At 61.3% G+C, this 25040-nt stretch carries 28 protein-coding genes; 18 read left to right on the top strand and 10 right to left on the bottom strand.

Annotated elements, in window-relative coordinates:
• Positions 1 to 13: 13 nt before the first annotated feature.
• From urtC to kdsA, 4 genes are all read left to right on the top strand, one after another.
• Positions 14 to 1231 carry an urea ABC transporter permease subunit UrtC gene (gene urtC / locus IF204_RS07575; protein ID WP_194095908.1) on the top strand — a complete coding sequence of 406 codons (1218 nt, stop codon included), beginning with the start codon at positions 14 to 16 and terminating at the stop codon, positions 1229 to 1231.
• Positions 1228 to 1968 (top strand): urea ABC transporter ATP-binding protein UrtD, encoded by a 741-nt coding sequence (gene urtD, locus IF204_RS07570; protein ID WP_194095906.1) that lies wholly within the window; start codon positions 1228 to 1230, stop codon positions 1966 to 1968. Before urtC ends, urtD begins: the two co-directional genes overlap by 4 nt.
• 2 nt (positions 1969 to 1970) lie before the next feature.
• Positions 1971 to 2666, top strand: a complete 696-nt coding sequence (gene urtE, locus IF204_RS07565) for an urea ABC transporter ATP-binding subunit UrtE (RefSeq protein WP_167637996.1) — start codon at positions 1971 to 1973, stop codon at positions 2664 to 2666.
• Between the two features lie 117 nt (positions 2667 to 2783).
• A complete protein-coding gene (kdsA, locus tag IF204_RS07560) occupies positions 2784 to 3602 on the top strand; it encodes a 3-deoxy-8-phosphooctulonate synthase (protein ID WP_194095905.1) in 819 nt (272 codons plus the stop codon).
• Here the strand turns inward: kdsA and IF204_RS07555 are convergent.
• The gene (locus tag IF204_RS07555) at positions 3599 to 4141 is read right to left on the bottom strand and encodes an RBBP9/YdeN family alpha/beta hydrolase (protein ID WP_194095903.1); all 543 of its coding nucleotides are present in this window, start codon (positions 4139 to 4141) and stop codon (positions 3599 to 3601) included. The two genes, kdsA and IF204_RS07555, sit on opposite strands and share 4 nt — an antisense overlap.
• Before the next feature lie 291 nt (positions 4142 to 4432).
• On the opposite strand from IF204_RS07555, the gene yajC reads away from it, so the two are divergent.
• The 9 genes from yajC (at position 4433) to IF204_RS07510 (ending at position 10544) form a co-directional block, all read left to right on the top strand.
• Positions 4433 to 4714: a preprotein translocase subunit YajC gene (gene yajC, locus IF204_RS07550; RefSeq protein ID WP_194095901.1), complete on the top strand. Its 282-nt coding sequence runs from the start codon at positions 4433 to 4435 to the stop codon at positions 4712 to 4714.
• 18 nt (positions 4715 to 4732) lie between these two features.
• On the top strand, positions 4733 to 6394 hold the full coding sequence (gene secD, locus IF204_RS07545; protein ID WP_194095899.1) for a protein translocase subunit SecD: 1662 nt from the start codon (positions 4733 to 4735) through the stop codon (positions 6392 to 6394).
• A gap of 1 nt (position 6395) precedes the next feature.
• Positions 6396 to 7364 (top strand): protein translocase subunit SecF, encoded by a 969-nt coding sequence (gene secF / locus IF204_RS07540; protein ID WP_194095897.1) that lies wholly within the window; start codon positions 6396 to 6398, stop codon positions 7362 to 7364.
• Positions 7365 to 7431: 67 nt separating this feature from the next.
• On the top strand, positions 7432 to 7785 hold the full coding sequence (locus IF204_RS07535; RefSeq protein ID WP_194095896.1) for an Mth938-like domain-containing protein: 354 nt from the start codon (positions 7432 to 7434) through the stop codon (positions 7783 to 7785).
• Between the two features lie 37 nt (positions 7786 to 7822).
• The gene (gene ccmA, locus IF204_RS07530) at positions 7823 to 8440 is read left to right on the top strand and encodes a heme ABC exporter ATP-binding protein CcmA (protein WP_194095895.1); all 618 of its coding nucleotides are present in this window, start codon (positions 7823 to 7825) and stop codon (positions 8438 to 8440) included.
• Positions 8437 to 9093 carry a heme exporter protein CcmB gene (gene ccmB / locus IF204_RS07525; RefSeq protein ID WP_194095894.1) on the top strand — a complete coding sequence of 219 codons (657 nt, stop codon included), beginning with the start codon at positions 8437 to 8439 and terminating at the stop codon, positions 9091 to 9093. The genes ccmA and ccmB overlap by 4 nt, the downstream gene beginning before the upstream one ends.
• 44 nt (positions 9094 to 9137) lie before the next feature.
• Positions 9138 to 9869: a heme ABC transporter permease CcmC gene (ccmC, locus tag IF204_RS07520; RefSeq protein ID WP_194095893.1), complete on the top strand. Its 732-nt coding sequence runs from the start codon at positions 9138 to 9140 to the stop codon at positions 9867 to 9869.
• Complete coding sequence (gene ccmD, locus IF204_RS07515) at positions 9866 to 10012, top strand: heme exporter protein CcmD (protein ID WP_194095892.1); 147 nt, start codon at positions 9866 to 9868, stop codon at positions 10010 to 10012. The genes ccmC and ccmD overlap by 4 nt, the downstream gene beginning before the upstream one ends.
• Positions 10005 to 10544 (top strand): DsbE family thiol:disulfide interchange protein, encoded by a 540-nt coding sequence (locus IF204_RS07510; protein WP_194095891.1) that lies wholly within the window; start codon positions 10005 to 10007, stop codon positions 10542 to 10544. Before ccmD ends, IF204_RS07510 begins: the two co-directional genes overlap by 8 nt.
• A 3-nt stretch (positions 10545 to 10547) precedes the next feature.
• On the opposite strand, the gene IF204_RS07505 is transcribed toward IF204_RS07510, so the two are convergent.
• Both IF204_RS07505 and acnA read right to left on the bottom strand, forming a co-directional pair.
• Positions 10548 to 11015 (bottom strand): DUF7684 family protein, encoded by a 468-nt coding sequence (locus IF204_RS07505; RefSeq protein WP_167638007.1) that lies wholly within the window; start codon positions 11013 to 11015, stop codon positions 10548 to 10550.
• Between the two features lie 504 nt (positions 11016 to 11519).
• A complete protein-coding gene (gene acnA, locus IF204_RS07500) occupies positions 11520 to 14273 on the bottom strand; it encodes an aconitate hydratase AcnA (RefSeq protein WP_194095889.1) in 2754 nt (917 codons plus the stop codon).
• A gap of 235 nt (positions 14274 to 14508) precedes the next feature.
• On the opposite strand from acnA, the gene IF204_RS07495 reads away from it, so the two are divergent.
• Entirely contained in the window at positions 14509 to 15210 is a 702-nt protein-coding gene (locus tag IF204_RS07495) for a DUF1223 domain-containing protein (RefSeq protein WP_194095888.1), read from the top strand.
• On the opposite strand, the gene IF204_RS07490 is transcribed toward IF204_RS07495, so the two are convergent.
• The 3 genes from IF204_RS07490 to IF204_RS07480 form a co-directional block, all read right to left on the bottom strand.
• The gene (locus IF204_RS07490; protein WP_194095887.1) at positions 15162 to 16079 is read right to left on the bottom strand and encodes a lysophospholipid acyltransferase family protein; all 918 of its coding nucleotides are present in this window, start codon (positions 16077 to 16079) and stop codon (positions 15162 to 15164) included. The two genes, IF204_RS07495 and IF204_RS07490, sit on opposite strands and share 49 nt — an antisense overlap.
• Positions 16080 to 16145: 66 nt before the next feature.
• On the bottom strand, positions 16146 to 17162 hold the full coding sequence (locus IF204_RS07485; protein ID WP_194095886.1) for a FliG C-terminal domain-containing protein: 1017 nt from the start codon (positions 17160 to 17162) through the stop codon (positions 16146 to 16148).
• A 69-nt stretch (positions 17163 to 17231) separates the two neighbouring features.
• Positions 17232 to 17714 (bottom strand): autoinducer binding domain-containing protein, encoded by a 483-nt coding sequence (locus tag IF204_RS07480; RefSeq protein ID WP_194095885.1) that lies wholly within the window; start codon positions 17712 to 17714, stop codon positions 17232 to 17234.
• A gap of 135 nt (positions 17715 to 17849) precedes the next feature.
• On the opposite strand from IF204_RS07480, the gene IF204_RS07475 reads away from it, so the two are divergent.
• Positions 17850 to 18443 carry a helix-turn-helix transcriptional regulator gene (locus tag IF204_RS07475; RefSeq protein WP_194095884.1) on the top strand — a complete coding sequence of 198 codons (594 nt, stop codon included), beginning with the start codon at positions 17850 to 17852 and terminating at the stop codon, positions 18441 to 18443.
• Between the two features lie 3 nt (positions 18444 to 18446).
• On the opposite strand, the gene argC is transcribed toward IF204_RS07475, so the two are convergent.
• Both argC and purB read right to left on the bottom strand, forming a co-directional pair.
• A complete protein-coding gene (gene argC, locus IF204_RS07470; RefSeq protein ID WP_194095883.1) occupies positions 18447 to 19349 on the bottom strand; it encodes an N-acetyl-gamma-glutamyl-phosphate reductase in 903 nt (300 codons plus the stop codon).
• Between the two features lie 51 nt (positions 19350 to 19400).
• Positions 19401 to 20705: an adenylosuccinate lyase gene (purB, locus tag IF204_RS07465; protein WP_194095882.1), complete on the bottom strand. Its 1305-nt coding sequence runs from the start codon at positions 20703 to 20705 to the stop codon at positions 19401 to 19403.
• A 176-nt stretch (positions 20706 to 20881) separates the two neighbouring features.
• Between purB and IF204_RS07460 the strand changes: the two genes are divergently transcribed.
• The 3 genes from IF204_RS07460 to IF204_RS07450 all read left to right on the top strand — a co-directional run bounded on the left by IF204_RS07460 (position 20882) and on the right by IF204_RS07450 (position 23027).
• Positions 20882 to 21307 carry a DUF6314 family protein gene (locus IF204_RS07460; RefSeq protein WP_194095881.1) on the top strand — a complete coding sequence of 142 codons (426 nt, stop codon included), beginning with the start codon at positions 20882 to 20884 and terminating at the stop codon, positions 21305 to 21307.
• A gap of 72 nt (positions 21308 to 21379) precedes the next feature.
• Positions 21380 to 22264: an endonuclease/exonuclease/phosphatase family protein gene (locus IF204_RS07455; protein ID WP_194095880.1), complete on the top strand. Its 885-nt coding sequence runs from the start codon at positions 21380 to 21382 to the stop codon at positions 22262 to 22264.
• A 31-nt stretch (positions 22265 to 22295) separates the two neighbouring features.
• Entirely contained in the window at positions 22296 to 23027 is a 732-nt protein-coding gene (locus IF204_RS07450) for a heme-dependent oxidative N-demethylase family protein (protein ID WP_194095878.1), read from the top strand.
• A gap of 55 nt (positions 23028 to 23082) precedes the next feature.
• On the opposite strand, the gene glnA is transcribed toward IF204_RS07450, so the two are convergent.
• Positions 23083 to 24489 carry a type I glutamate--ammonia ligase gene (gene glnA, locus IF204_RS07445; RefSeq protein WP_194095877.1) on the bottom strand — a complete coding sequence of 469 codons (1407 nt, stop codon included), beginning with the start codon at positions 24487 to 24489 and terminating at the stop codon, positions 23083 to 23085.
• A gap of 53 nt (positions 24490 to 24542) precedes the next feature.
• Positions 24543 to 24881 (bottom strand): P-II family nitrogen regulator, encoded by a 339-nt coding sequence (locus IF204_RS07440; protein WP_167638019.1) that lies wholly within the window; start codon positions 24879 to 24881, stop codon positions 24543 to 24545.
• Positions 24882 to 25040: the final 159 nt, after the last annotated feature.

The raw sequence follows: 25040 nt of genomic DNA, 5'->3' as shown, positions 1-25040 counted from the left end.
CAGGAGAGACCCAATGAACAGAACCCTCCTTGCATCGAACCGCTCGGTCCTGATCTTCCTTCTGGTCCTCGCGATCTTCACCGTGGCCGTCACGCTCATGGCGCAGGCGACGGGCTTCGGGTTGATTTCGACCAGCTTCGTCAAAACGCTCGGCAAGACGCTGTGCCTGTGCATCATCGCCATCGCAATGGATGTGGTATGGGGCTACTGCGGTATCCTCAGCCTCGGCCACTTCGCGTTCTTCGGGATCGGAGGCTACGCGGTCGGCATGTGGCTGATGTATGCGCGGACCGAGGAAATCGTGGCCGCATCCCTCGCCAACCAACCGCTCCCCGCGACCCCGCAAGAGGTCTCGGACGCTATCGGCACGCAGATCTTCGGCGTGGTCGGCAGCTCCGAACTCCCCGCGCTCTGGATGTTCGCGCACTCGTTGCCGCTGCAACTGCTCGCCGTGCTGATCGTGCCGGGCCTTCTGGCGCTGGTCTTCGGCTGGCTGGCGTTCCGCAGCCGCGTCACGGGCGTCTATCTGTCGATCCTGACACAAGCGATGACCCTCGCGCTGTCGCTCTACCTCTTCCAGAACGACAGTGGTCTGCGCGGCAACAACGGCCTCTCGGGCCTCCAGAACATTCCCGGAGTTTCGGCGGGTCAGGACTGGGTATCTGTCTGGTTCTTCTGGGCCTCGGCGGTTGCTCTCGCGCTGGCATACCTCCTGTTCGCCTTCGTGACGTCAGGCAAGATGGGCAGCGTCATCCGCGCGATCCGTGACGACGAATCCCGCGTGAGGTTCCTTGGCTATCACGTTGAAACCTATAAGCTCTTCGTCTTCACCCTCACCGCGATGGTGGCTGGCGTAGCGGGCGCTCTCTATTACCCGCAAGCAGGCATCATCAACCCTGCCGAGATCGCACCCATCGCCTCGATCTACCTCGCGGTCTGGGTCGCGATCGGTGGTCGTGGTCGCCTCTATGGCGCAGTGATCGGGGCCACGTTCGTCTCGCTCCTGTCGTCGTGGTTCACGGGGGGCGGCGCACCTGCAATCAACCTCGGCTTCTATGAAATCGTCTGGACCGACTGGTGGCTCGTGCTGCTCGGCTTCTCGTTCGTCGCGGTGACGTTGTTCTTCCCGCAGGGCATCGGCGGCCTCTTCGATTTCGTCGCGGTCAAGCGCAACGCGGACTACGGCCCTGATGACGGCAGCTGGCGCGCAGAAGAAGGAAAACCGGAATGAGCAGACTTCTCGAAGTATCCGGCGTGTCGAAGACCTTCGACGGTTTCCGCGCCATCAACAACTTGTCCATCGCCGTCGATGAACCCGAGCTTCGCGCCGTGATCGGCCCGAACGGGGCGGGCAAGACGACGTTCATGGACATCATCACCGGCAAGACCAAACCGGACGAAGGCACTGTTGTTTTCGGTGACAAGTCGATCAGTCTTGTCGGTATGTCCGAAAGCAAGATCGCCCGCGAAGGCATCGGACGCAAATTCCAGAAGCCGACCGTGTTCGAGGCGCAAACCGTGCGGGAAAACCTCGCCATGGCACTGAAAAACGATCGCGGTCCGTTTGATGTGCTGTTCTATAAAAAGAACCGTGACGACAACGCGCGCATTCTGGAACTGGCCGAGGAAATCGGCCTCGCGGATCAACTGGACCGGATGTCGGGCGAGCTCTCTCACGGCCAGAAGCAATGGCTCGAAATCGGCATGCTTCTGGCGCAGGACCCGCGTTTGCTTCTCGTGGACGAACCCGCTGCGGGCATGACCCCTGCCGAGCGTGAACAGACCACCGATCTGCTGAAACGCGCCGCCAAGACCCGCGCCGTGGTGGTTGTCGAGCACGACATGGAGTTCGTCCGCCGCCTGAACTGCAAAGTCACTGTCCTGCACGAAGGATCGGTGCTGGCCGAGGGCAGCCTCGACCACGTTACCGCCAACCCGCAGGTCATCGAAGTCTATCTGGGGCGCTGAACATGCTCGAAATTGAAAACCTCACGTTGAAATACGGGCAGAGCCAGATCCTCAACGGCATCTCCATGACTGCCGAGGCGGGGCAGGTCACTGCCGTCATGGGGACGAACGGGGTCGGGAAGACCTCGCTACTGAAGGCCATCGCAGGACGCCATCCCTACGAGGACGGCCGCATCGTGCTCGACGGTAAGGAGCTAAAGCACCTCACCGCCTTCGGCGCCGCGCGGGCAGGGATCGCCTATGTCCCGCAGGGCCGTGAGGTGTTCCCGCTGATGACCGTGCAGGAAAATCTGGAGAGCGGGTTTGCCTGTCTCGACCGCAACGAACGCGGTGTGCCCGACCGGATTTTCGAGCTGTTCCCGATCCTGAAGGACTTCCTCCACCGTCGCGGCGGAGACCTTTCGGGCGGCCAGCAACAACAGCTCGCCATCGCCCGCGCGCTCATCACGCGGCCTCGCGTTCTGCTGCTCGACGAGCCGACCGAGGGCATCCAGCCGAACATTATCCAGCAGATCGGACGCGTGATTGCCCAGCTTCGCGAAGAAGGCGAGATCGCTGTGGTGCTGGTGGAGCAGTATTTCGACTTTGCCTTTGATCTGGCGGATGACTTTTATGCGGTGAACCGTGGATCGGTCGTGTTGCACGAGCCCAAGGCCACGTTGGCGCGAGAGGTTCTGCTGGAGCGCGTGTCGATCTAACGGAGCGGGTGCGCTGCCCCCGCACCCCCGGGATATTTGAAGCACAAAGGCAGGAGCGATGGACGCAGCCTTTGCGCGTGTCTATATGCAGGGCAAGCCAATTCAAGGAGAGCGCCCATGCACCGCGTCACCATCGGAAACGTCGAAGTCGCCAACGATCTGCCCTTCGCGCTGATTGCGGGGCCGTGCCAGCTCGAAAGCCTCGATCATGCGCGTATGCTGGCGGAGCGGATTAGCGAAGCTTGCGCTGCGACCGGTACGGGTTTCATTTTCAAGGGCTCGTATGACAAGGCCAACCGTTCGTCGCTGGGCGGCAAGCGCGGTCTTGGCGCCGAGAAGGGTCTGGAAATCCTGTCGAAGATCCGTGACGAATTCGGCTGCCCCGTCATCACCGACGTTCACGAAACCCACCACTGCGCGATGGCAGCGGAGTTCTGTGACATTTTGCAAATTCCGGCGTTCCTTTGCCGTCAGACCGACCTGCTGCTGGCAGCGGGCGAAACGGGCAAGGCGATTAACGTCAAGAAGGGCCAGTTCCTTGCGCCTTGGGACATGAAGAACGTCGCGGCGAAGATCGAGAGCACGGGCAACACCAACATCATGCTCTGTGAGCGCGGAACCTCGTTCGGGTACAACACGCTTGTGAGCGATTTCCGCGGTCTGCCGACCATGGCGGAGACTGGCTATCCTGTTGTGTTCGACGCGACGCACTCGGTCCAGCAGCCGGGCGGCAACGGTAATTCGTCGGGCGGCGATCGCCGCATGGTGCCTCCGCTGGCGCGTGCGGCTGTGGCCGTCGGCTGTGCAGCGCTGTTCATCGAGACGCACGAAGACCCTGATAACGCGCCGTCGGACGGTCCGAACATGGTGCGTATCGAAGCGCTTCAGCCGCTGCTGCAAAAGCTGCGCGCGCTGGACGACGTCGCGAAGGGTTAAGTTTCGGGCAGATTTGCCGCGAAGGTTTCGAACAAAGCATATCCGGCGGGCCAGTCACCGAGCCCGCTGGAGGCATTTACGTGGCCGAGCGGGCCGAGGTTTATGAACCTTGCCTGCCAGTCCGCCGCGATAGTTTCCGCAAATGCGATAGAAGCGTAGGGATCGTCCGTGCTTGCCGCGACCAGTGTCGGCGCGCGGAGCGGTGTGCGCGGCACGTCGATGAAGCTCTGGTTCACGGCCGGAAAATTCGGGCCGAGGGGATCGGGCGGGGCGACGGAGAAGATGCCTTGGATCGGGCGGTCATACGCGGCGCAGTAGTGGGCGGCGAGAAGGCAGCCGAGCGAATGGGCGACGAGGATCGGCGGCGTTGGCGCGGCGGCTATCGCGGCGTCTAAAGCTGCGAGCCAGTCGGAAAGGTCCGGCTCGTCCCAGTTTGACGGCGCGAAGCGGGTCATCTGGGGGTGTTTGGTTTCCCACAGGCTCTGCCAGTGGTCAGGGCCGGAGCCGCCGATGCCGGGGACGATGATGGTCGGGGTCATGGAGCCTCTCGCGTGCCAGTGATCCACTGCGAGCATATCGCCGCGTTTGCACTGCTGCCAGCCCAGTTTGAGGGCGGAGCGAGGGCGCTGCCCCCTCGGCCTAGCGGCCTCACCCCCGAGGTATTTTTGTCAGAATGAATAGCGGCGGGCAGGGCGGCCTGCTTGAATCTGCAAAATCGCCTTCACACATTGCCTTGAGCGTCCGTGCTGCGGTTGCCAATCCCGTGGCGCCGTCATAACGTGCCGCGACTTTGCGGGGAGCCCCCGCCAGACTTAGACGAGGAGCGCCCGATGGAGGCCATTCAAGGTATTATCCCCTTTATCCTGATCTTTGCGATCATGTACTTCCTGCTGATCCGTCCGCAGCAAAAGAAGCTGAAGGAACACCAGAACATGGTGGCGGCGCTGCGCCGCGGTGATCAGGTCGTCACGCAGGGCGGCATCATCGGTAAGGTAGCGAAGGTCAAGGACGACAACGAGATCGAGATCGAGATCGCGACAGGCGTCAACGTCCGCGTCGTGCGTTCGACCATTTCGCAGGTCGTGAACCGCACCGAACCTGCGAACAGCTAAGCGGCGAACACCCCGGATATGCTACATATTGCACGCTTCAAGCAGGTGCTCATCGTTCTGGCCTGTTTGGCCGGGGTGATTTTCACGCTGCCCAATTTTTTCTACTCTCGGGTCGAGATGCACAACGATGCGGCCAAGGATATCGAGAACGGCATCACCAATGCCGAACTCGAAGCCGATCTGGCGCAGTGGCCGTCTTGGCTGCCCTCCGACATTGTGAACCTCGGTCTCGACCTTCGGGGCGGCGCACAGCTGCTGGCGGAGGTGCGTGTCGAGGACGTCTACGAGACCACCATGGACGGCATGTGGCCGCAGGTGCGTGACGTACTGGTGGCCGAACGCGATACCATCGGCGCGATCCGCCGACAGGAATCGGCCCCTGGAACGCTGGCGATCCGCGTGGCCAACGAGGACGGCGTTGCACGCGCTGTCGAGCTGGTGCGCGGTCTGGCGAGCCCTGTGACCTCTGTCACCGGCGCAGGTCAGTCGAGCCTCACGGTGTCGGCCAATGGCAACCTTGTCACGGTCGAACTGTCCGAAGCCCAGAAGACCGTCAGCGACGAGCTCACCGTGCGTCAGGCGCTGGAGATCATCCGCAACCGTATCGACGCGGCGGGTACACGCGAGCCGTCGATCCAGCGGACCGGCGACCGCCGGATCCTGATCGAGGTTCCAGGCGCGAAGTCGGCGCAGGAACTCAAGGGTTGGATCGGCACCACCGCGCAGCTCGGTTTCCACGAAGTCATCAGCACCACTGGCGACGAGAACGCAGAGCCGGGTGTCGGGAACTTCCTTGCGCCCGATGTCGAGCGTGAGGGCGTCTACTACATCCTGTCGCGCACGGCTGTTGTCTCGGGCGACCAGCTGACGGACTCGCAGCCGACCTTCGACCAGAACGGTCGTCCAGCTGTGGACTTCCGCTTCAACCCCGGCGGCGCGCGTGCGTTCGGTGCCTACACCTCCAACAACATCGGCCGTCCGTTCGCGATCGTGCTCGATGACGAGGTGATCTCGGCTCCGACGATCCAGAGCGCCATCACCGGCGGCTCGGGCATCATCACCGGCTCCTTCACCGTGGAAGAGACGACCAACCTCGCGGTTCTGCTGCGGGCGGGCGCGTTGCCTGCGGGCCTCGACTTCCTCGAAGAGCGCACCGTGGGGCCGGAGCTTGGTGCGGACAGCATCCGCTCGGGCCAGATCGCGGCTGTTGTCGGTTTTGTCGCCGTCATGATCTTCATGGGGCTGTCCTATGGCCTCTTCGGCTGGATCGCCAACATCGCGCTTATCCTCAACATGGCGATGATCATCGGTATCCTTTCGCTGCTGGGCGCGACGCTCACGCTGCCGGGGATCGCGGGTATCGTGCTGACGATGGGTATGGCCGTGGACGCCAACGTGCTGGTCTACGAACGTATTCGCGAAGAACTGAAGACCGCCAAAGGTCCGGCCCGTGCAATCGAGTTGGGCTACGAGCGTGCGATGTCGGCCATTCTGGACGCCAACATCACCACGATCATGACGGCTGCCATCCTGTGGTTCGTCGGCTCCGGTCCGGTTCGCGGCTTCGCGACGACACTGGGTATCGGTATTCTGACGTCTGTCTTTACCGCGATCTTCGTGACCCGTCTGTTCATCGTTTGGTGGTTCCAGCGCCGCCGCCCGAAAACCATCGAGGTGTAACATGCGGCTCCGTCTGATTCCCCAAGAAACCAACTTCAACTTCTTCAAAGCGGCCCGCTACACGTTCGGCGCGTCGGTCGTCGCGGTCATCGCGTCGATCATTCTGTTCCTCGTTCTGGGACTGAACTTCGGCATCGACTTCCGCGGCGGCACGACCATCCGTACGGACTCGACCAGCGAGGTATCGGTTGCCGATTACCGCGCCGCGATCGATCCGCTCGGTCTGGGCGATGTGGTCATCACCGAAGTTTTCGATCCGACCTTCGCGGCGGACGAACACGTCGCGATGATCCGTATCCAAGCGCAAGAAGGTCAGGAGAGCATCTCGGCAGAGATTGTCCAGCAGGTCGAAGAGGCACTGCAGCAGGTCGATCCGTCCATCACCTTCCCGTCGGTCGAATCCGTCGGTCCCAAGGTGTCGGGCGAACTGATCAACACCGCGATCTACGCTGTTCTGGCTGCGATCGTGGCGATCGTGATCTACATCTGGGCGCGCTTCGAATGGCAGTTCGCGATCGGTGCGGTCGCGGCTTTGATCCACGACGTTTTGCTGACCATCGGTCTCTGGTCGATCTTCCAGCTGAAATTCGACCTCGCGACCATCGCGGCGCTGCTGACAATCGTCGGCTACTCGATCAACGATACCGTGGTGGTCTTTGACCGTGCCCGCGAGAACCTGATCAAGTACAAGAAGATGCCGCTGATCGACGTTCTGAACCTCTCGGCCAACGAGACGCTCAGCCGTACCGTCATGACCTCGGGCACCACGTTGCTGGCGCTCATCGCGCTGCTCGTTCTCGGCGGCGACGTGATCCGCGGCTTCGTGCTGGCGATCACATGGGGCATTATCGTCGGTACGTATTCGTCGATCTATGTCGCGAAAAACATCGTTCTGATGCTCGGCGTCAAACGTGACTGGTCGAAGGAAAAGAAACCTTCCGGAAACCAGTTCATGGACATCGATGCATAAGTTTGTCGGGGCCCTTTCGGGCCCCGATGCTTTCTGCGACAATGCCCGCAGAACGAAAGAGGCCAACATGCGACTGAACGAAATCGAATACAACGATGCCAAGCCCGTGGACGGTTACGGACCCGGTTTCTTCCGCATCGGCGGTGAGGTTTTCGAAGGTCCGGTTATCGTTTCGCCTTCCGGTATCCAGTCCTGGGGTGGCTACGACGACACCGCCGCGCTGCTGGCGCTCAAGGACAAGGTTGACGTGTTCTTCGTCGGCACGGGCGAGGAAATCGCCCACCTTCCCAAGGAATTCCGCGAGGTGATGGAGGAGGCCGGAATCGGCGCCGAACCCATGTCTTCGCCCGCCGCCTGCCGCACCTACAACGTGCTTCTGTCCGAAGGCCGCCGCGTCGCTTTGGCGCTGTTGCCTGTCTGAGCTTTGCGCGTCGCGCGGGATAGGTTAGAGCGTTGGTATGGAACTCAAAGTCTCTGATCTGACGGTCGCGCGCGGCGGTATTCCCGTACTGGAAAACGTGTCTTTCACGGTTCCGGCTGGGCAGGCGCTCGTGCTGCGCGGTGCCAACGGGATCGGCAAGACGACCCTTCTGCGCACGCTGGCTGGCCTTCAGCCCGAACAGAGCGGCCAGATCGACTGCCCCGAGGATGAAAGCGCCTACGCCAGCCACGCGGACGGTGTGAAATCCCAGCTGACGGTCGAAGAAAACCTGCGTTTCTGGGCCGACGTCTACGGCAACCAAGTGCCGGACACCGTTTACGAAAAATTCGACCTTGTTGACCTGCGCCAGCGCGCTGCGGGGACGCTCTCGGCTGGTCAGAAACGCCGCCTTGGCCTGTCGCGCCTCGGTGTGATCGGGCGCAAGGTGCTGTTCCTTGATGAGCCCACCGTGTCGCTCGACCGCTTTTCGGTGAAGCTGTTTGCGGACTTCCTCCAGCATCAGCACCTCGACCAAGGCGGCATCGCCGTCATCGCCACCCACATCGACCTTGGCCTCGACGCGCCGGAAATGGACCTGGAGCCATTTCGCGCGGCCCCCGACGCCGCTGGCGGCAGTGACGAGGCGTTCCTGTGATCGCACTTCTGCTCCGTGACCTGCGGCTTGCTGTGAGGGCAGGCGGGGGCTTCGGCCTCGGCCTCGCGTTCTTCCTGATCGTTATCGTGCTGGTGCCTTTCGGCGTTGGCCCCGACAAAACCGTGCTGGAGCCCATCGCCCCTGGCATCCTCTGGGTCGCGGCGCTGCTGTCGTGCCTCCTGTCACTCGACCGGATTTTCGCGCTGGACTTTGAGGACGGCTCGCTGGCGCTGCTCGCCACGTCGCCTTTGCCGCTCGAAGCGGCCTCCGTCACCAAAGCCGTCGCCCACTGGCTCACCACGGGCCTGCCGCTGACGCTCGCCGCGCCTGCGCTTGGCGTGCTGCTGCACATGCAGACCGAGGCTTACGGCTACCTCACACTGTCGCTCGCCCTCGGCACGCCCGCGCTGTCGATCATCGGCACCTTTGGCGCGGCGCTGACCGTCGGCCTGAAACGCGGCGGACTGCTGCTCTCGCTCCTCGTCCTGCCGCTTTACGTGCCCACGCTGGTCTTCGGCGCAGAGGCCGTGCGCCGCGGGTCCGAAGCGATGGACGCCACCACACCATTCGTCATGCTCGCCGGTATCACCTTTGGCGCGTTCGCCCTGCTGCCCTTCGCGAGCGGCGCGGCACTTCGCGTCAATCTGAAGTGATCGGGGATTGAGCCGCCACCGTAATACGGGGATAAGAGGAACCTATGTCGATCTGGGAATACGCAAACCCGAAGAAGTTCATGGCGACCACCACGCCCATCATCCCTTGGGTGCTGGGCATTGCGCTTGCCGCGATGGTCGTCGGCCTTGTCTGGGGGCTTCTGTTCACGCCTGACGCCGAGAATTTCGGCGCGTCGGTCAAGATCCTGTTCGTCCACGTCCCAACCGCGCTCATGGCCATCAATGCGTGGTTCATGATGTTCGTCGCCTCGCTGATCTGGCTGATCCGCCGTCACCACGTCTCGGCGCTCGCCGCCAAGGCCGCAGCGCCCATCGGCGCGACCATGACGCTCATCGCTCTCATCACCGGCGCGATCTGGGGCCAGCCCACTTGGGGCACATGGTGGCAGTGGGAGCCGCGCCTGACGTCGTTCCTGATCCTGTTCCTGTTCTACCTCGGCTACATGGCGCTGTGGTCCGCGATCGAGGACAACGACACCGCAGCCGACCTGACCAGTGTCCTCTGCCTCGTCGGGTCGATCTTCGCGCTGCTGTCGCGCTACGCCGTCCGTTTCTGGAGCAATGGCCTCCATCAGGATTCGACCTTCTCGGCTGACAAGGAAACCCACATCGACCCGTCCTTCTGGTACCCGTCTGTCATCGCGATGCTGGGCTTTGGCCTGTTGTTCCTCGCGCTGGTCCTGATCCGCACCAACACCGAAATCCGCCTCCGCCGCGCTGACGCGCTGGAGGCCCGCCAACGGAGGTCCGCATGATCGACTTCGGCAAACACACATTCCACGTCTGGGCCTGCTATGGCGTCACCGTCACGTTCGTTGCGGCCCTTGTCATCCAGTCGCTGACGCAGAGCCGCAAGGCCAAGCTACGCCTCGCGCAGGTGGAGGCCAAGAATGGCTAAGATCCCTGTTCTGGCGCTGATCCCGCCCGTGGCCTTCGCGGCCATCGCGGGCCTGTTCCTCGGTCAGATGTACTTTGGCGACGGCGAGGACCTGCCGTCGATGCTGATTGGTAAAGACGCCCCCGCGCTGCCTGATCAGGGCCTGACGGGCGAGCCTGTGCTCAGCGACGATGACCTGCGCAGCGGCGAGCTGACGCTGGTGAACTTCTGGGCGAGCTGGTGCCCGCCGTGCCGCGCCGAGCATCCGGTGCTGACCGAGATGGCGAATGACGGCATCCGCATTGCGGGCGTGAACTTCCGTGACGAGGAGGGCGCCGCGCTCGAATACCTCGACGAAGAGGGCAATCCGTACTTCGCCTCCGCCTTCGATCCGCGCGGGCGCGTGAGCATCGACTGGGGCGTGACCGCTCCGCCGGAGACATTCATCGTGGATGGTGACGGCAAAGTGCTATTCCGCTTTGCCGGCCCGCTGCTGGGGGCCGACTACGAGAACCGGTTCCTGCCGGAGCTTGAAAAGGCGATGGCCGAGTAAGCCTCAGCAGGCCAGCGCGGCCTGCATCCCGTAATCCGCTGCGGCGCGGTGCGCCATCGACGTCAGGTCGTAGCGGAACGCGGGGCGGCCGATTTCCAGAGTGATCATCAGGTCCACGCCTTCGATCTCCAGATCGTTCATGTGGGCCGATGCGAATGCGAACACGTCGTCGATCGCGCGGTTCGACTGCGAGCTGACCACGATGTCGGGGATCGTCTCGGAACGCTCTTCGGTCATGATCGCGAAGGCATTGGCGGCCTCCGTGCAATCCTGCCAGTCCTCGGCGTCCTCACCCCAGATATTCGCCTGCACGCAGCTTCCCGTTGCCATGATCTCGGTCACGGCGCGGCGGAAGCGATCCGACGTCTCTTCGTGGGCGATCAGGACCAGAGCGTAGGGACGCTCCATGGGAAGCTTCGGAAGCTGGCCGTCGGCCTTGATGCGCAGGTGGTGCAGTTGAATATTATCCATGCCCTTGAGTCATCACCATAAAAGGGATTCGGCAAACCGGACTCGGGGGGAATCCTGTGGACATAGCTGACTCAGCGGGGGGTAAGCCTGTGGATATGTTTAAGAGGCGGTTAACGGGCGATTTCGGCGACCTCTGACACCCCGAAAATAACTCTCAGGCCCTGTGGATAACTTTGGGTATAACCCCTCAGAACGCAGGAAAACCTTGTGGATAAGTGGTGCAAAAACTGTGGGCTGAAACGAAGAGCGACGGCCACCGGGCAGCGGCCGTCGCTTCGAGCGCGCGCAGCGCTCTTGCGCACTTTGCACCGCTAACCGAGCACTGGGAAACCGAAAAACACGGGTGCATTGCGCGCTTGATACTGTTCTCACGCTTGGGATGAGTCCTGTCAATCTTTATTAGAGCGATAATTCGCATTCTCCATACATCCTATGGGAGAACGAAAAGTCCCAACAAAAAAAGCCCCGCCGAAGCGGAGCCTTTTGATTTCTATCCAGAATTTATCAGGATTTGGCGAGGTTACGCAGCACGTAGTGCAGCACGCCGCCGTTTTCGATGTATTCGATTTCCGGAGCCGTATCGATGCGGCAGCGGACGTCGATGGTCTTGGACTCGCCGTTCGCGTAGGTGATGACCGCCTTGAGGACTTCCAGCGGACGAACCGTGGTCAGGCCTTCGATGGTGACGGTTTCATCGCCGGTCAGGTTCAGCGAAAGACGGGTGTCGCCTTCGGTGAATTCGAACGGGATGACGCCCATGCCAACGAGGTTCGAGCGGTGGATACGTTCGAACGATTCCGCGATGACAGCCTTCACGCCGAGCAGGGCAGTACCCTTGGCAGCCCAGTCACGCGACGAACCTGCACCGTACTGTTCGCCGCCGAAGACGACGAGCGGGGTGCCCTGTTCCTGATAGGCCATCGACGCGTCGAAGACCGAAGTCTGCTCGCCATCCGGACCCTTGGTGTAACCACCTTCGACGCCGTTGAGCATCTCGTTCTTGATGCGGATGTTGGCGAAAGTGCCGCGCATCATGATTTCGTGGTTACCACGGCGCGAACCGTAGCTGTTGAAGTCCTTCGGAGCGACCTGACGTTCCAGCAGGTACTTACCAGCCGGCGTGGTGTCCTTGAACGAACCTGCGGGCGAGATGTGGTCGGTGGTGACCATGTCGCCGAGGATGAGCAGGACTTTGGCGTTTTCGATGTTGTTGATCGAGCCTTTATCCTTGGACATGCCTTGGAAGTACGGCGGGTTCTGGATGTAGGTCGACGAAGCCGGCCAGTCGTAGGTTTCACCCTCGGTGGTCTCGACGCCCTGCCACTTCTCGTCGCCCTTGAAGACGTCAGCGTACTTGCTGAGGAACGCTTCGCGGGTGACGGTCTTTTCGACCAGCTCGGCGATCTCGGCGTTGGTCGGCCAGATGTCCTTCAGGTAGACATCCTGACCGTCTTTACCCTGACCGAGCGGCTCGGTGGTGAGGTCGATGTTCATGTCACCAGCCAGCGCGTATGCGACGACGAGCGGCGGCGACGCGAGGTAGTTGGCACGAACGTCCGGCGAGATGCGGCCTTCGAAGTTACGGTTGCCCGACAGGACCGACGTTGCGATCAGGTCGCCCTCGGCGATGGCTTCGGACAGTTCCGGAGCGATCGGGCCCGAGTTACCGATACAGGTGGTGCAGCCGTAGCCGACGAGGTTGAAGCCAATCGCGTCAAGGTCTTCCTGAAGACCGGCGGCCTTGAGGTACTCGGTCACGACCTGCGAACCCGGTGCGAGCGAGGTTTTGACCCACGGCTTGCGGTCCAGACCCAGTTCGCGAGCTTTGCGGGCTACGAGGCCAGCGCCGATCAGCACGTAGGGGTTCGAGGTGTTGGTGCACGAGGTGATCGACGCGATCACGACCGAACCGTCACGCAGGGCGTAGTCCTGGCCTTTGACGGCCTGCGACTTGCGCGGGTCTTTTTCTTCGATCGGGGTCGGGGTCGGTGCTTCGGCTTCCATGGCTTCTGCAGCCATCGAGGTGTCGATACCGCGGTAATCGTTGACGACGTTCATGAACGACGATGCAGCCTGAGTGAGGGCAACGTAGTCCTGCGGACGCTTCGGACCCGAGATCGCCGGAACGATGGTGTTCATGTCCAGTTCGAGCGTGGACGAGTAGATCGGATCGTAGTTCTCGTCGCGCCAGAAGCCGTTTTCCTTGGCGTAGGCTTCGACCAGAGCGATGCGGTCTTTGTCACGGCCGGTCTGTTCGAGGTAGTGCAGGGTTTCGCCGTCGATCGGGAAGAAACCACAGGTCGCACCGTATTCCGGAGCCATGTTCGCGATGGTCGCACGCTGTGCGAGCGGCAGGTTGTCGAGGCCTTCGCCGTAGAATTCGACGAACTTGCCAACAACGCCGTGCTTACGCAGCATTTCGACGACCTTCAGAACGAGGTCGGTGCCGGTGGTGCCTTCGGTCATCTCGCCGGTCAGCTTGAAGCCGACGACTTCGGGGATCAGCATGGAGATCGGCTGGCCGAGCATTGCAGCTTCGGCTTCGATGCCGCCAACGCCCCAACCCAGAACAGCAAGGCCGTTCACCATGGTGGTGTGCGAGTCGGTGCCGACGAGGGTGTCAGGATATGCGACTTCGTTGCCGTCCTGGTCGGTGTCGGTCCAGACGGTCTGCGCGAGGTATTCGACGTTGACCTGGTGACAGATGCCGGTGCCCGGCGGAACAACGCGGAAGTTGTTGAACGCGTTCTGGCCCCACTTGAGGAACTGGTAACGCTCCATGTTGCGTTCGTATTCCAGGTCGACGTTCTTCTGGAACGCGCGCGGGTTACCGAATTCGTCGATCATGACCGAGTGGTCGATGACGAGGTCGACGGGGACCAGCGGGTTGATCTTCTTGGGGTCGCCGCCCAGAGCCTTGATGCCGTCGCGCATAGCGGCGAGGTCGACAACAGCCGGAACACCGGTGAAGTCCTGCATCAGAACGCGGGCAGGGCGGTATGCGATCTCGCGCGGGTTCTTCCCGCCGAGGGTCGCCCATTCGGCAAACGCCTTGATATCGTCTACGGAAACCGAGAAGCCGTCGTCTTCGAAACGCAGCAGGTTTTCGAGAACCACTTTGAGCGATGCGGGCAGCTTGGTGAAATCACCGAGGCCTGCTTCGGTAGCGGCAGGGATAGAATAGTAGGAAACCGACTTGTCGCCGACGCTGAGCGTGCGGCGTGTCTTGGCGGTATCTTGGCCGACCTGAATGGGCATAGGATACTTCCTTATGTTTGGCGTTGGCTGTTCTGGGCTGCTTTTGCCCTATGAATAAAACCCGATCAAGGGAGATCTTGGTGTTTTGTATACCATTGCACACAAATACTCTCAAGAGGCACGAATGGGCGAATTTGCAACGCATGACAATGTGTCACAAGCCTCGCAATTCATTGATTGGCCTGTCTGGCGGGGCTGGGTTATGCCGAACCTACCCAAGTATACGGACTGTTTCATGACATCACGTAGCCTGCTTTTCTGTCTCGGGCTTTTGAGCATTACTCCGCTTCCCGCGGTGGCCGAGGATCAACCTGTCGTCGTCGAGCTTTTCACGTCGCAGGGTTGCAACTCGTGTCCGCCCGCCGATGCGCTGTTCGAACGCCTCGCACAGAACGACGATGTCATCGCGCTGTCGCTCCACGTCGACTACTGGGACTACATAGGCTGGGCCGACAGTTTTGCGAAACCCGAGTTCACCGAGCGCCAGAAAAACTACGCTCGCGCGGCCGGTGCGCGTTCGATCTACACCCCGCAGTTCATCATCGGTGGCCGCGATCAGGTCGTCGGTGCAGAGCCGATGCCGCTTGTTGAAAGCATCCACCGTCAGGACCGCAGCGCCGTGACCGTGACTCTTGATGTGGAACGCGACGGCGGCATGATTGAGGTCGATGCGACCGCGCAGCAGAGTTTTGCCCAGCCGCTGATCGTGCAGGTCGTGCGCTTCATGCCGCACGCCGAGGTCGCTATCGAGCGCGGGGAAAATGCAGGCAAGCGCGTGACTTACGCCAATATCGTCACCGATTGGGCCGTGGTCAGCGAATGGAATACCCAATCGCCGCTCGATCTCGAAGTGGCTGTCGACGGCGACGAACCCGCTGTCGTGATCGTTCAGGAACCGGGGCCGGGCGCGATCGTTGCCGCAGCCCGCGCTTTCTGAGGCTTCCAGCGATTGTGAACCCAGAACCACTGCTCCGGATGCGCGGCCACATGCGCCTCTAGGCGGCGGGTCATTTCGGTCATCATGGTTGCCGGATCGGTGTGGGCGATGGGCTCTTCGATGAACACTTCAAAGCCGTTCGCCGTCCGCACTGCAAAGTAGGGCACCACCAGCGCATCCATCCGTAGCGCGATGTCCGCCGCAGAGGTCGCCGTCATCGCCTCGCGGCCAAGGAAATCGACCAACACGCCTTCGGGGACCGCGACGTCAAACAGCAGCGTACCCATGCCACCCGATTTGAGGTGGCGGGCAAAACCCGCAGTCCCGCGGCGACCTTGAGCAAACACCGGACCGGACATTTCGGTCATCGTCTTGGCGTAGTGCTCGTTCACCAGCTTGTTCTTCATCGGACGGTAGAGGCCGCCGATCTCGTAGCCCATCGCAGTCAGCACCTGACGCGGCACTTCGTGGTTCGAAAAGTGACCCGTCACGAACAGCACCGGACGACCCGCTGCTTTCGCCTCCGCGATATGTGGCAGGCCCGCACCATGCACCGGAGCGCCTTGGAGTCGTTCGCCCAGTTCGCGCCATGAATAATTCTCGATCAGTGTGCGGCCCATATTGTCCAGCACGCCGTCCGCAATGCGGCGACGCTCGGCCTCGGCCATGTCGGGATAGATCAGCGCGAGGTTTTTCATCGCGCGTCTACGGTAACCCGCGAGCGGCCCGATCACTTTACGCACCACCGATCCCATGAGGGCGGTGCGCCGCTCGAACGGCATCTTCATCAGCCCGCCGATCAACGTCCGCAGAACGGTGTCGATCAAACGGTCGGAAAACGCGCCTTTATCGGTGGTGTCAGAGCTCATGTCGGGTCTTTCTGTGTTGCCCTCCAGATAAACCGTGGCCCCGTGTTTCTCAAGAAGTGCGGTGCGTCATGCCTCCTCCATCTTGCGGACGAGTGTAATCTCGCCGCTATCGACCAGCTCCCGCACGGCTGTCATCATGAGGTTCTGCGCGTCCTCTGCCTCTGCCGCGGTCATGGGGGGCAGTTCGGCGATTTCCTCGGACAGCTGCGCCGCCATGCGTTTGGACATGTTGCCGAGGATGTAGTCGGTGACCTCCCGCGCATCCCCAGTCGCGGCCAGAGCGCGGACGAGATCGGGCTGCGCCATCGCCTTCGCCAGTTTCGGCATGTCGGGCGGCGCAATGCGGGCGGGAATATCGCTGAAGGTGAAGATCGCGCGCCGCACCTCGCTGGCGAAGGCGTCGTCTTCCTGCCGCAGCTCCTCCAGCACCGCGTCCCGTGTCCCGCTGCGCGAAGCGGTGAGGATCTCGCCCAGCCGCGTCGGGGCGGGGGCATTGAACACAGGAACCTCCGTCGCCCCGTAGTCCATCAGCAGCGCGCGCCCGATGTCGTTCACCGTGTCCGCCTGCACACCAGCGGTGAACGACATCGCATAGGTGATCCGCCGCGCCAGCGATCCGTGGATCAGGCCGAGCACTTCTGCCGCTTTGGGGATCGGCAGTTTCGATAGGGTGATCGCGCCGACTTCCACCGCTTCGCGCTGCATGATCCGCGCAAGGTCGTGTTCGGGCAGGGCAGCGATGACGGGCCACGGATCGCCGCCCGAAAGCTCTTCTTTGATCCGGCTGGCCGCGCTAGGGCTCAGGTGGCTGGACAAAGTCGTTAGCGCCGCGCCCATCCCTTGCGGGCCGCTCAGCCCCATAGCGTCAAGCTCGGTGACAAACTCGTCGATCACGGCGTCCATCGTCACGCGGTCGACGATCCCCAGCCCCGCAAGCTGCCGCGTCAGTTCGAGCTGCACCTCGTCGGGCAATTGCGACAGGGCCATCCGCTGCCCGTCGGTAATCAGAAGCTGTACGATCAGCGCCGCTTTCTGTTTGCGGGTCAGGTCGCGTTGAAAAGGAACACCACTGCCGTCAGGCATGACAAACTCCATCCGGTTTGGGCCAGAATAGCGCTCAATCCTGAACGAAGAGTTAGCGGTCGGCGGAATTCAGCGACCTTGGTACTCTGCCATGAGTTGTTTGATCTCGGCGACCTCGGCGGGATGCGCTTTGGGATCGACGGAGGTCAGATCGTGCAGGTCCTGCGTGATTTCCAGCAGTTCCGCCATCTCGCTTTCTGTGAATTCGCGGTCGCTGCGCGCGTATCCACCGATAGAGCGAGCACGGCCATTGGCGACCGAACACACGCAGCCGTATTTCAGACCGTGCGACGCCGCGCCTTCAAAAATGGCGTGATTTCCGTCGTCTGGGATCTCGGACCATCGCAGCGTACCCTCGTTGGTGAAGGACCAGATGACCGTCGGGTCACGCATGACGTAGTTGTCGGTGTTGTACTTGTCAGCCCAGGCCTTGGGGTATGAAACGAACAGATAGGCGGTGGACAGCGTGATCTGCGTGCCGACCGAAAACCCTGCGTTGGCAACTGCCGCGGCTCTTTGGAGTCGGCTGTTGATTGCCTGCTTGCGAGACATAGTTAATTTTTCACTCGCCCATTAGTTGCGGTCGATGCTAAGAAAAGCATTAAGCTGTTAATTCAACTATAGTGTGCGTATCCAAACGTCAAAACAGAACAAAGGCGGAAAGCGGTTCTCGTGCTGCAAAACACCATGAATACCGACGACCTTGTAGACGAATTGGAGCAATTGGCTCCTGCGGGATACTACGTCGCGCTTCGCTTGGGTTTTGCATTTCCCCAGAAGGAAATGAATTCGCTGCCAGAACCGTGGGTGGATCACTACAGTTCTCATGGCTATCTGCTGCGCGATCCTGCGGTGCGTTGGGCCTACACCAATCACGGCGCGATCCGCTGGAAAGAACTCGATACCGGCGATCGTACGATCTTTGAGCGCGCGTCGGAATTCGGGTTGAAATTCGGGACCGTTGCGGCGGTGAACGATGCGCCGAAATCGTTCGTCTACGGTGCCCGCACCGACCGCGAGCACACCGATACCGAGGTCGAGCGGATGTACGAGATCATCACGCTCCTCCACGACTGGAGCGCGCCGCCCGAAAACCTCACGGCGGCAGAGCTTGAAGCACTTCGCATGATTAAAGACGGGATGCGCCTGAAGCAGATCGCGCACGAACTGGGCGTGACCGAAGGCGCGGTGAAGCAGCGTCTGAAGAACGCCAAAACAAAACTGCGCGCCCAGACGAGCGCGCAGGCAGCGGCCAAGGCCGCGACTTACGGAATTCTGTAAGCCTTAGAGGCCAGCGTCCTCGGCGGCGCCGATCATCAGATTGAGGTTCTGGACGGCAGCCCCCGAAGCACCTTTCCCAAGGTTATCGAGCGTCGCGGTCAGCGTGATGATGCCCGCCTCGTCATTGCCGTGAACCGACACGTCCATGTAGTTGGTGTTGTTCAGCTTGGTCGCTTGGGTGCGCGCCTCTGCCGGAACGACGTTGATGAACTTCTGACCTTCATAGAAGGCGGCCATAGCCTCGTTGATCTGACCCACGGTCGCATTGGCGATCTGGTCGGTGTGCAGATGAAGCTGCACGATCATGCCTTGGGCGAAGTTGCCCACCGACGGCTGGAATGCGGGCTGACGGTCGAGGCGACCGTAGCGCATGATTTCCGGCACGTGTTTGTGGCCCTGGTTCGAGGCATAGAGGAAGAAATCACCCGCAGTGCCGTTGTCGAATTCACCGATCAGAGCCTTGCCGCCGCCGGTGTAGCCGGACACGCCCGTCAGCACGACCGAAGCGTCAGAGGCCAGCAGGCCAGCGTCACGCAGCGGACGCAGCAGGGCAATCGAGCCGGTCGCATAGCAGCCCACGTTGGCCACACGGTCGGCATGCTGGATCGCGGCGCGCTGGTTGGGCAGCTCGGCCATGCCGTAGATCCAGCCCTCGGCCACGCGGTGCGCAGTCGATGCGTCGATGATACGGGTGTCGCCAGCGAGCTTCACAGCCTCGATAGCGGCATCGTCAGGCAGGCAGAGGATGGCAACGTCGGCTTCGGCAAATGCCTCGGCGCGTGCAGCAGGGTCCTTGCGGCGCTCGTGATCGACCGAAACCAGCGTGATGTCGTCACGGGTTTCCAGGCGTTCGCGAATTTGAAGGCCGGTGGTGCCGGCTTCGCCGTCGATAAAGACCTTTGCCATACTCATACCTCCTGAAAATGGGATGACGCGCCCGAAGGCGCGCCCGTCAGCTTATTCGCCGAATACACGCTTGAAGATAGTGTCGACGTGCTTGGTGTGATAGTCCATGTCGAACTTTTCGTTGATGCCGTCTTCGCCCAGAGCGGCGACAACGTCTGCATCTGCGAGCAGTTGCTCACGGAAGTCCACACGCTCTTCCCAGACCTTCAACGCGTTACGCTGAACCATCGAGTAAGCGTCTTCACGCGATACGCCAGCCTGCGTCAGAGCCAGCAGAACGCGCTGCGACATCACCAGACCCGGGAACTTGTTCATGTTGTCGAGCATGTTCTGCGGGAAGACGAGCATCTTGTCGATCACGCCGGTCAGACGGGCAATCGCGAAGTCGAGGGTGATGGTCGCGTCGGGGCCGATCGCACGCTCGACCGAGGAGTGCGAGATATCGCGCTCGTGCCACAGGGCCACGTTTTCCATCGCCGGAATGACCGACATACGAACGAGGCGGGCGAGGCCGGTCAGGTTCTCGGTCAGAACGGGGTTCTTCTTGTGCGGCATCGCCGACGAGCCCTTCTGGCCCATCGAGAAGAATTCCGCGCCTTCCAGCACTTCGGTGCGCTGCATGTGGCGGATTTCGATGGCGACGTTCTCGATCGACGAGGCGATCACGCCGAGGGTCGCGAAGAACATGGCGTGACGGTCACGCGGGATCACCTGCGTGCTGATCGGCTCGGGCGTGAGGCCCAGCTTTTCACAGACGTGCTCTTCGACGCGCGGGTCGATGTTCGCAAAGGTGCCGACAGCGCCCGAGATCGCGCCGGTCGCGATTTCTTCGCGGGCGAGCTTCAGGCGGGCAAGGTTGCGGTCCATCTCGGCGTAGAAACGCGCGAAGGTGAGGCCCATGGTGGTCGGCTCGGCGTGGATGCCGTGGCTGCGGCCCACGCGGACGGTGTTCTTGTGCTCCAGCGCGCGCTTCTTAAGCGCAGCGAGCAGACCTTCGAGGTCCTTGATCAGGATGTCCGAAGCGCGGACCAGCTGAACGTTCAGGCAGGTGTCCAGAACGTCCGAGGAGGTCATGCCCTGGTGAACGAAACGGGCTTCTTCCGAACCGACGTGCTCTGCAAGGTGGGTGAGGAACGCGATGACGTCATGCTTGGTGACGGCTTCGATCTCGTCGATGCGAGCAACATCGAATTCGACGTCCTTGGCTTTCCAGACCGCGTCTGCGTTTTCACGCGGGATCACGCCGAGGTCGGCCTGCGCGTCACATGCGTGGGCTTCGATCTCGTACCAGATTTTGAATTTGGTGGCGGGCTCCCAAAGAGCAACCATTTCGGGGCGGGAATAGCGAGGGATCATGGGCAGCGGCCTTTTCCAGCGTTTCGTCGTCGCGCGCGTCTTACTCTTGGTAACGTCAGGTCACAAGCTATGTGCCGCAAAATAACGCCGCAGAGGCGCAGATAAGCAGCATTCTTGCGTCCTGTGGCGTTTCGGAATTGCGAATGGTAACCCAAGCGCGAAATGGAAGGCCGAAGATGACCGCACCCGACCTGATGAAATTCGCTGGCCGCTGGAGCCTGTCGCGCCAGATCGACGACCGCCATTCAGGCGGGATGGGGACGCTGACGGGCGTGGCGGAGTTCACGCCGGAAGGCGACCGCTTGCTCTACAGCGAAACCGGCCAGCTACGCATCGGAGACGCCCCGCCAATGGAGGCCACGCGCCGCTACATCTGGCAGACCGCAGGGGACCGGATCGAGGTGCTTTTCGACGACGGCCGCCCGTTCCATTTCTTCACCGCAAGCGGGCAGGGCGAAGGCACCGACCACCTGTGCGGCGCTGACCTTTACCGCGTGTCATATGACTTCACCAATTGGCCGGAATGGTCTGCGCAGTGGACTGTTCAGGGCCCGCGCAAGGACTATGTGATGATGTCCCGCTACCGCCTTCTCAACACGTAAAATTCAGCGGGCGCATATTGCCGCTATGGCAGGTGTGTGACAGATATTACGCATCTTTGGGGCGAGACATTTATGCGCATCTTCACGTTGCTGGTCGCAGTTGCCGGTCTGGTGGTTCTGGGGGCAACCCACTTGGGCCGTATCTGGCCGCTTGCCGATAGCCTCGCCGTGGGCCGCCTCGTGCTTTATGCCGTTGGTTTGCTGGTCATCATCGCCCTTCTGATGCAGCGCCAGCGCAAGATGGCAGGTCTGGTTCTGCTGGCCGTCGCCGTGTCCGCGATCATCACTTACCGCGACAATTCCGGCGGTGCCGTCGCCATTCCGGGGCCGCTGACGCTCTACCAGAAAAACATGCTCTGGAACGGCGAGACGCCGGGCGAGATCGTACGGGATATCCGCGCATCGGGCGCCGATTTCGTCACGCTTCAGGAAGTGTCCAGCCTCAACCGCGATGCGCTCGCCGCGCTGAACGGCAAATATCCGTACCAAGCCAGCTGCGCGAGCCAAGGCAACGGCGGGATCATGATTTTGTCGCGCTTCCCGCTGATGACATCGGACCTCGACTGTTCGGCAGGGTCGGGGCTCATCGTGTCGCAAGCCACGCTGGCAGACGGCTCGCAGCTTTGGGTCGCGTCCGTCCACCTCAACTGGCCCTATCCGTTCTCGCAGAACGTCCAGATCAACAAGATCGAACACGGCCTGCGTCAGCTCGACGGACCGGTCGTCTTGGGCGGCGATTTCAACATGGTCGCGTGGGGCGCATCGGTGCAGCGCGTGGCCGAAGCCGCCGAGTCCACTCGTGTGGGCGGCTACTGGCAGACTTTCCGCGGGTTCGGTGATCGCATCCCGCTCGCCATTGATCACGTCATGGTCCCCGAAGGCTGGCACGGCGTTGCCCAGATCCGCGAACCGCTGGGCTCCGATCACAACGGCCTTTTGGTGCATTTCGGACGCTGACAAAGCCTTTGCCATCGCGCAATGTCGCGTCATGGCAAGAGAGATCCTCCAATCCCGCATCCCCGACGACCAACGCGAAGCCGCCGCCGCGCGGCTCCCCGCGATGCGTCCCGTCGACATGGCAAACTGGCTGGTCGTGGACGACGCCTACGCCGAGCAGATCGCCTACAAGGTCCACCTGATGGAGACCTCGCGCGACCACGTCTGCCGCACGCTGGAAGGCGCTGAACCGGCAGTGGAGGAACTGCTGGACACGATCCTTGCCAACCTCGCAGACCGTCCCGACTTCACTGTGGCCGATACCGTGATGTGCCCCGATGGCCGCGTGGTGCAGATCGACCGCAGCGATCCGTTCATGACGCTCGCCCAGCTTGTGCAGGAAGACCTCTGCCTCATGGAAAAACACGGCGACGAACACGTGCTGACCGCCGCCATACTCGGCTTTCCCGCCGCTTGGACGTTGGCCGAGAAAATCGGCCGCCCGCTCACTGGCATCCACATCCCTGTGCCGCCCTACGACGACAATGTCGCCAAGCGGGTGCAGCGCCTTTTTGACGGCATCCAGCCGGGCAGGGCGATCTGGCGGGCCAACTTGCATACCTACGCGGACCCCGAACTGCACCACCGCCGGACCGAAAACGACCCGCGCCCCTACGTGGACGAGGCAAACTTCGAACGCAGCGAACGCCAGACCCTCGTGCGGCTGCCTAAGACCGGCGCCGTGGTGTTTTCGATCCATACCTGCATGGCACCAAAACCCTGATCCACAACGCAAAAAGGGCGCCCGAAGGCGCCCTTTCCAGTCAAATCCTTGAGGATTAGACCGAGTAGTACATCTGGTACTCGACCGGGTGCGGGGTGTGCTCGTAGGAGTACACTTCTTCCCACTTGAGGGCCATGTAGCCGTCGAGCTGGTCCTTGGTGAACACGTCGCCTGCGAGCAGGAACTCGTGATCTGCTTCCAGAGCTTCCAGAGCTTCACGCAGCGAACCACAAACGGTCGGGATCTGCGCCAGTTCTTCTGCCGGCAGGTCGTAAAGGTCCTTGTCCGAAGCAGCGCCCGGATCGATCTTGTTCTTGATGCCGTCGATGCCAGCCATGAGCAGAGCAGCGAATGCGAGGTACGGGTTTGCAGCCGGATCCGGGAAGCGGGCTTCGACGCGCTTTGCTTTCGGCGACTGGGTCCACGGAATACGGACACAACCCGAACGGTTACGAGCCGAGTACGCACGCAGAACCGGAGCTTCGAAGCCCGGGATCAGACGCTTGTAGGAGTTGGTCGACGGGTTGGTCAGCGCGTTCAGAGCCTTGGCGTGCTTCAGGATACCGCCGATGAAGTACAGAGCTTCCTGCGAGAGGTCAGCGTACTTGTCGCCAGCGAAGAGCGGCTTGCCTTCTTTCCAGATCGACATGTTCACGTGCATGCCCGAACCGTTGTCGCCAGCCATCGGCTTCGGCATGAAGGTTGCGGTCTTGCCGTAAGCAGCAGCCACGTTGTGGATGACGTACTTGTACTTCTGGATGTTGTCGGCCTGCTCGACCAGACCACCGAAGATCATGCCGAGTTCGTGCTGACAGGTCGCAACTTCGTGGTGGTGCTTGTCAACCTTGATGCCCATACGCTTCATGGTCGAGAGCATCTCGCCGCGGATGTCCTGAGCTTCGTCGATCGGGTTGACCGGGAAGTAGCCGCCCTTGTGGCCAGCGCGGTGTGCGAGGTTGCCGCCTTCGACTTCTGCATCGGTGTTCCATGCAGCAGCTTCAGCGTCGATCTCGTAGCCGACTTTGGCCGGAGTGACCGAGTAGCGAACGTTGTCAAAGAGGAAGAATTCAGCTTCCGGACCGAAATAGGCCGCATCGCCGACGCCCGAGGACTTCAGGAATGCTTCGGCTTTCTTGGCAACCTGACGCGGGCAGCGGTCGTAGGCTTCTTCGGTGTCCGGCTCGACGACGTCACAGTGAACTGCGATGGTCTTTTCAGCATAGAACGGGTCGATATATACCGACGAAACGTCCGGCATCAGTTTCATGTCCGACTGGTCGATCGACTTCCAGCCAGCAATGGACGAACCATCGAACATGAAGCCTTCTTCCAGGAAGTCTTCGTCAACAAGATCAGCAACGACGGTGACGTGCTGCAGCTTGCCCTTCGGGTCGGTGAAACGGATGTCGACGTATTCGACGCCTTCATCCTTGATAAGTGCGAGAACTTCCTGGTTGTTCATCCCTAGTTCCTCTTGGATTGAAATCTTTTCGGTAGGGTTACGCGGTAACGGGCTCAGAGAGCGTCATCACCAGCTTCGCCGGTACGGATACGGATTGCCTGTTCGATCGGGGAGACAAAGATTTTGCCATCGCCGATCTTGTCGGTCTTTGCCGCTCCAATGATCGCGTCGATAGCAGCATCGACCTGATCATCCGACAAGACGATCTCGATTTTCACCTTGGGGAGAAAATCGACGACGTATTCTGCACCACGGTAGAGTTCGGTGTGGCCCTTCTGACGTCCGAAGCCCTTGACCTCAACCACGGAAAGACCCTGGATGCCGGCATCCTGAAGAGCTTCCTTGACCTCGTCGAGCTTGAAAGGCTTGATGATCGCCTCAATTTTTTTCATGGACGCGACTCCCTCCACTTGGTGTTCGTTAGGCGTCAGATCATTTCTGCGAAGTCGGCACAATCCGGTAGTCTGACGCAGCCCGAACTGACCCGCGGAATCCATACGCGGTGATTAAAAAATGTGCAATACGCCCCGCGAGTGGGCAGTTTTGAATCG

Source organism: Marivivens aquimaris, from assembly GCF_015220045.1.
In the GTDB taxonomy this organism is placed as follows: Bacteria; Pseudomonadota; Alphaproteobacteria; order Rhodobacterales; family Rhodobacteraceae; genus Marivivens; species Marivivens aquimaris.
Note: the sequence above shows the minus strand (reverse complement) of the source record. Positions and strands in the feature narration are given on the sequence as shown.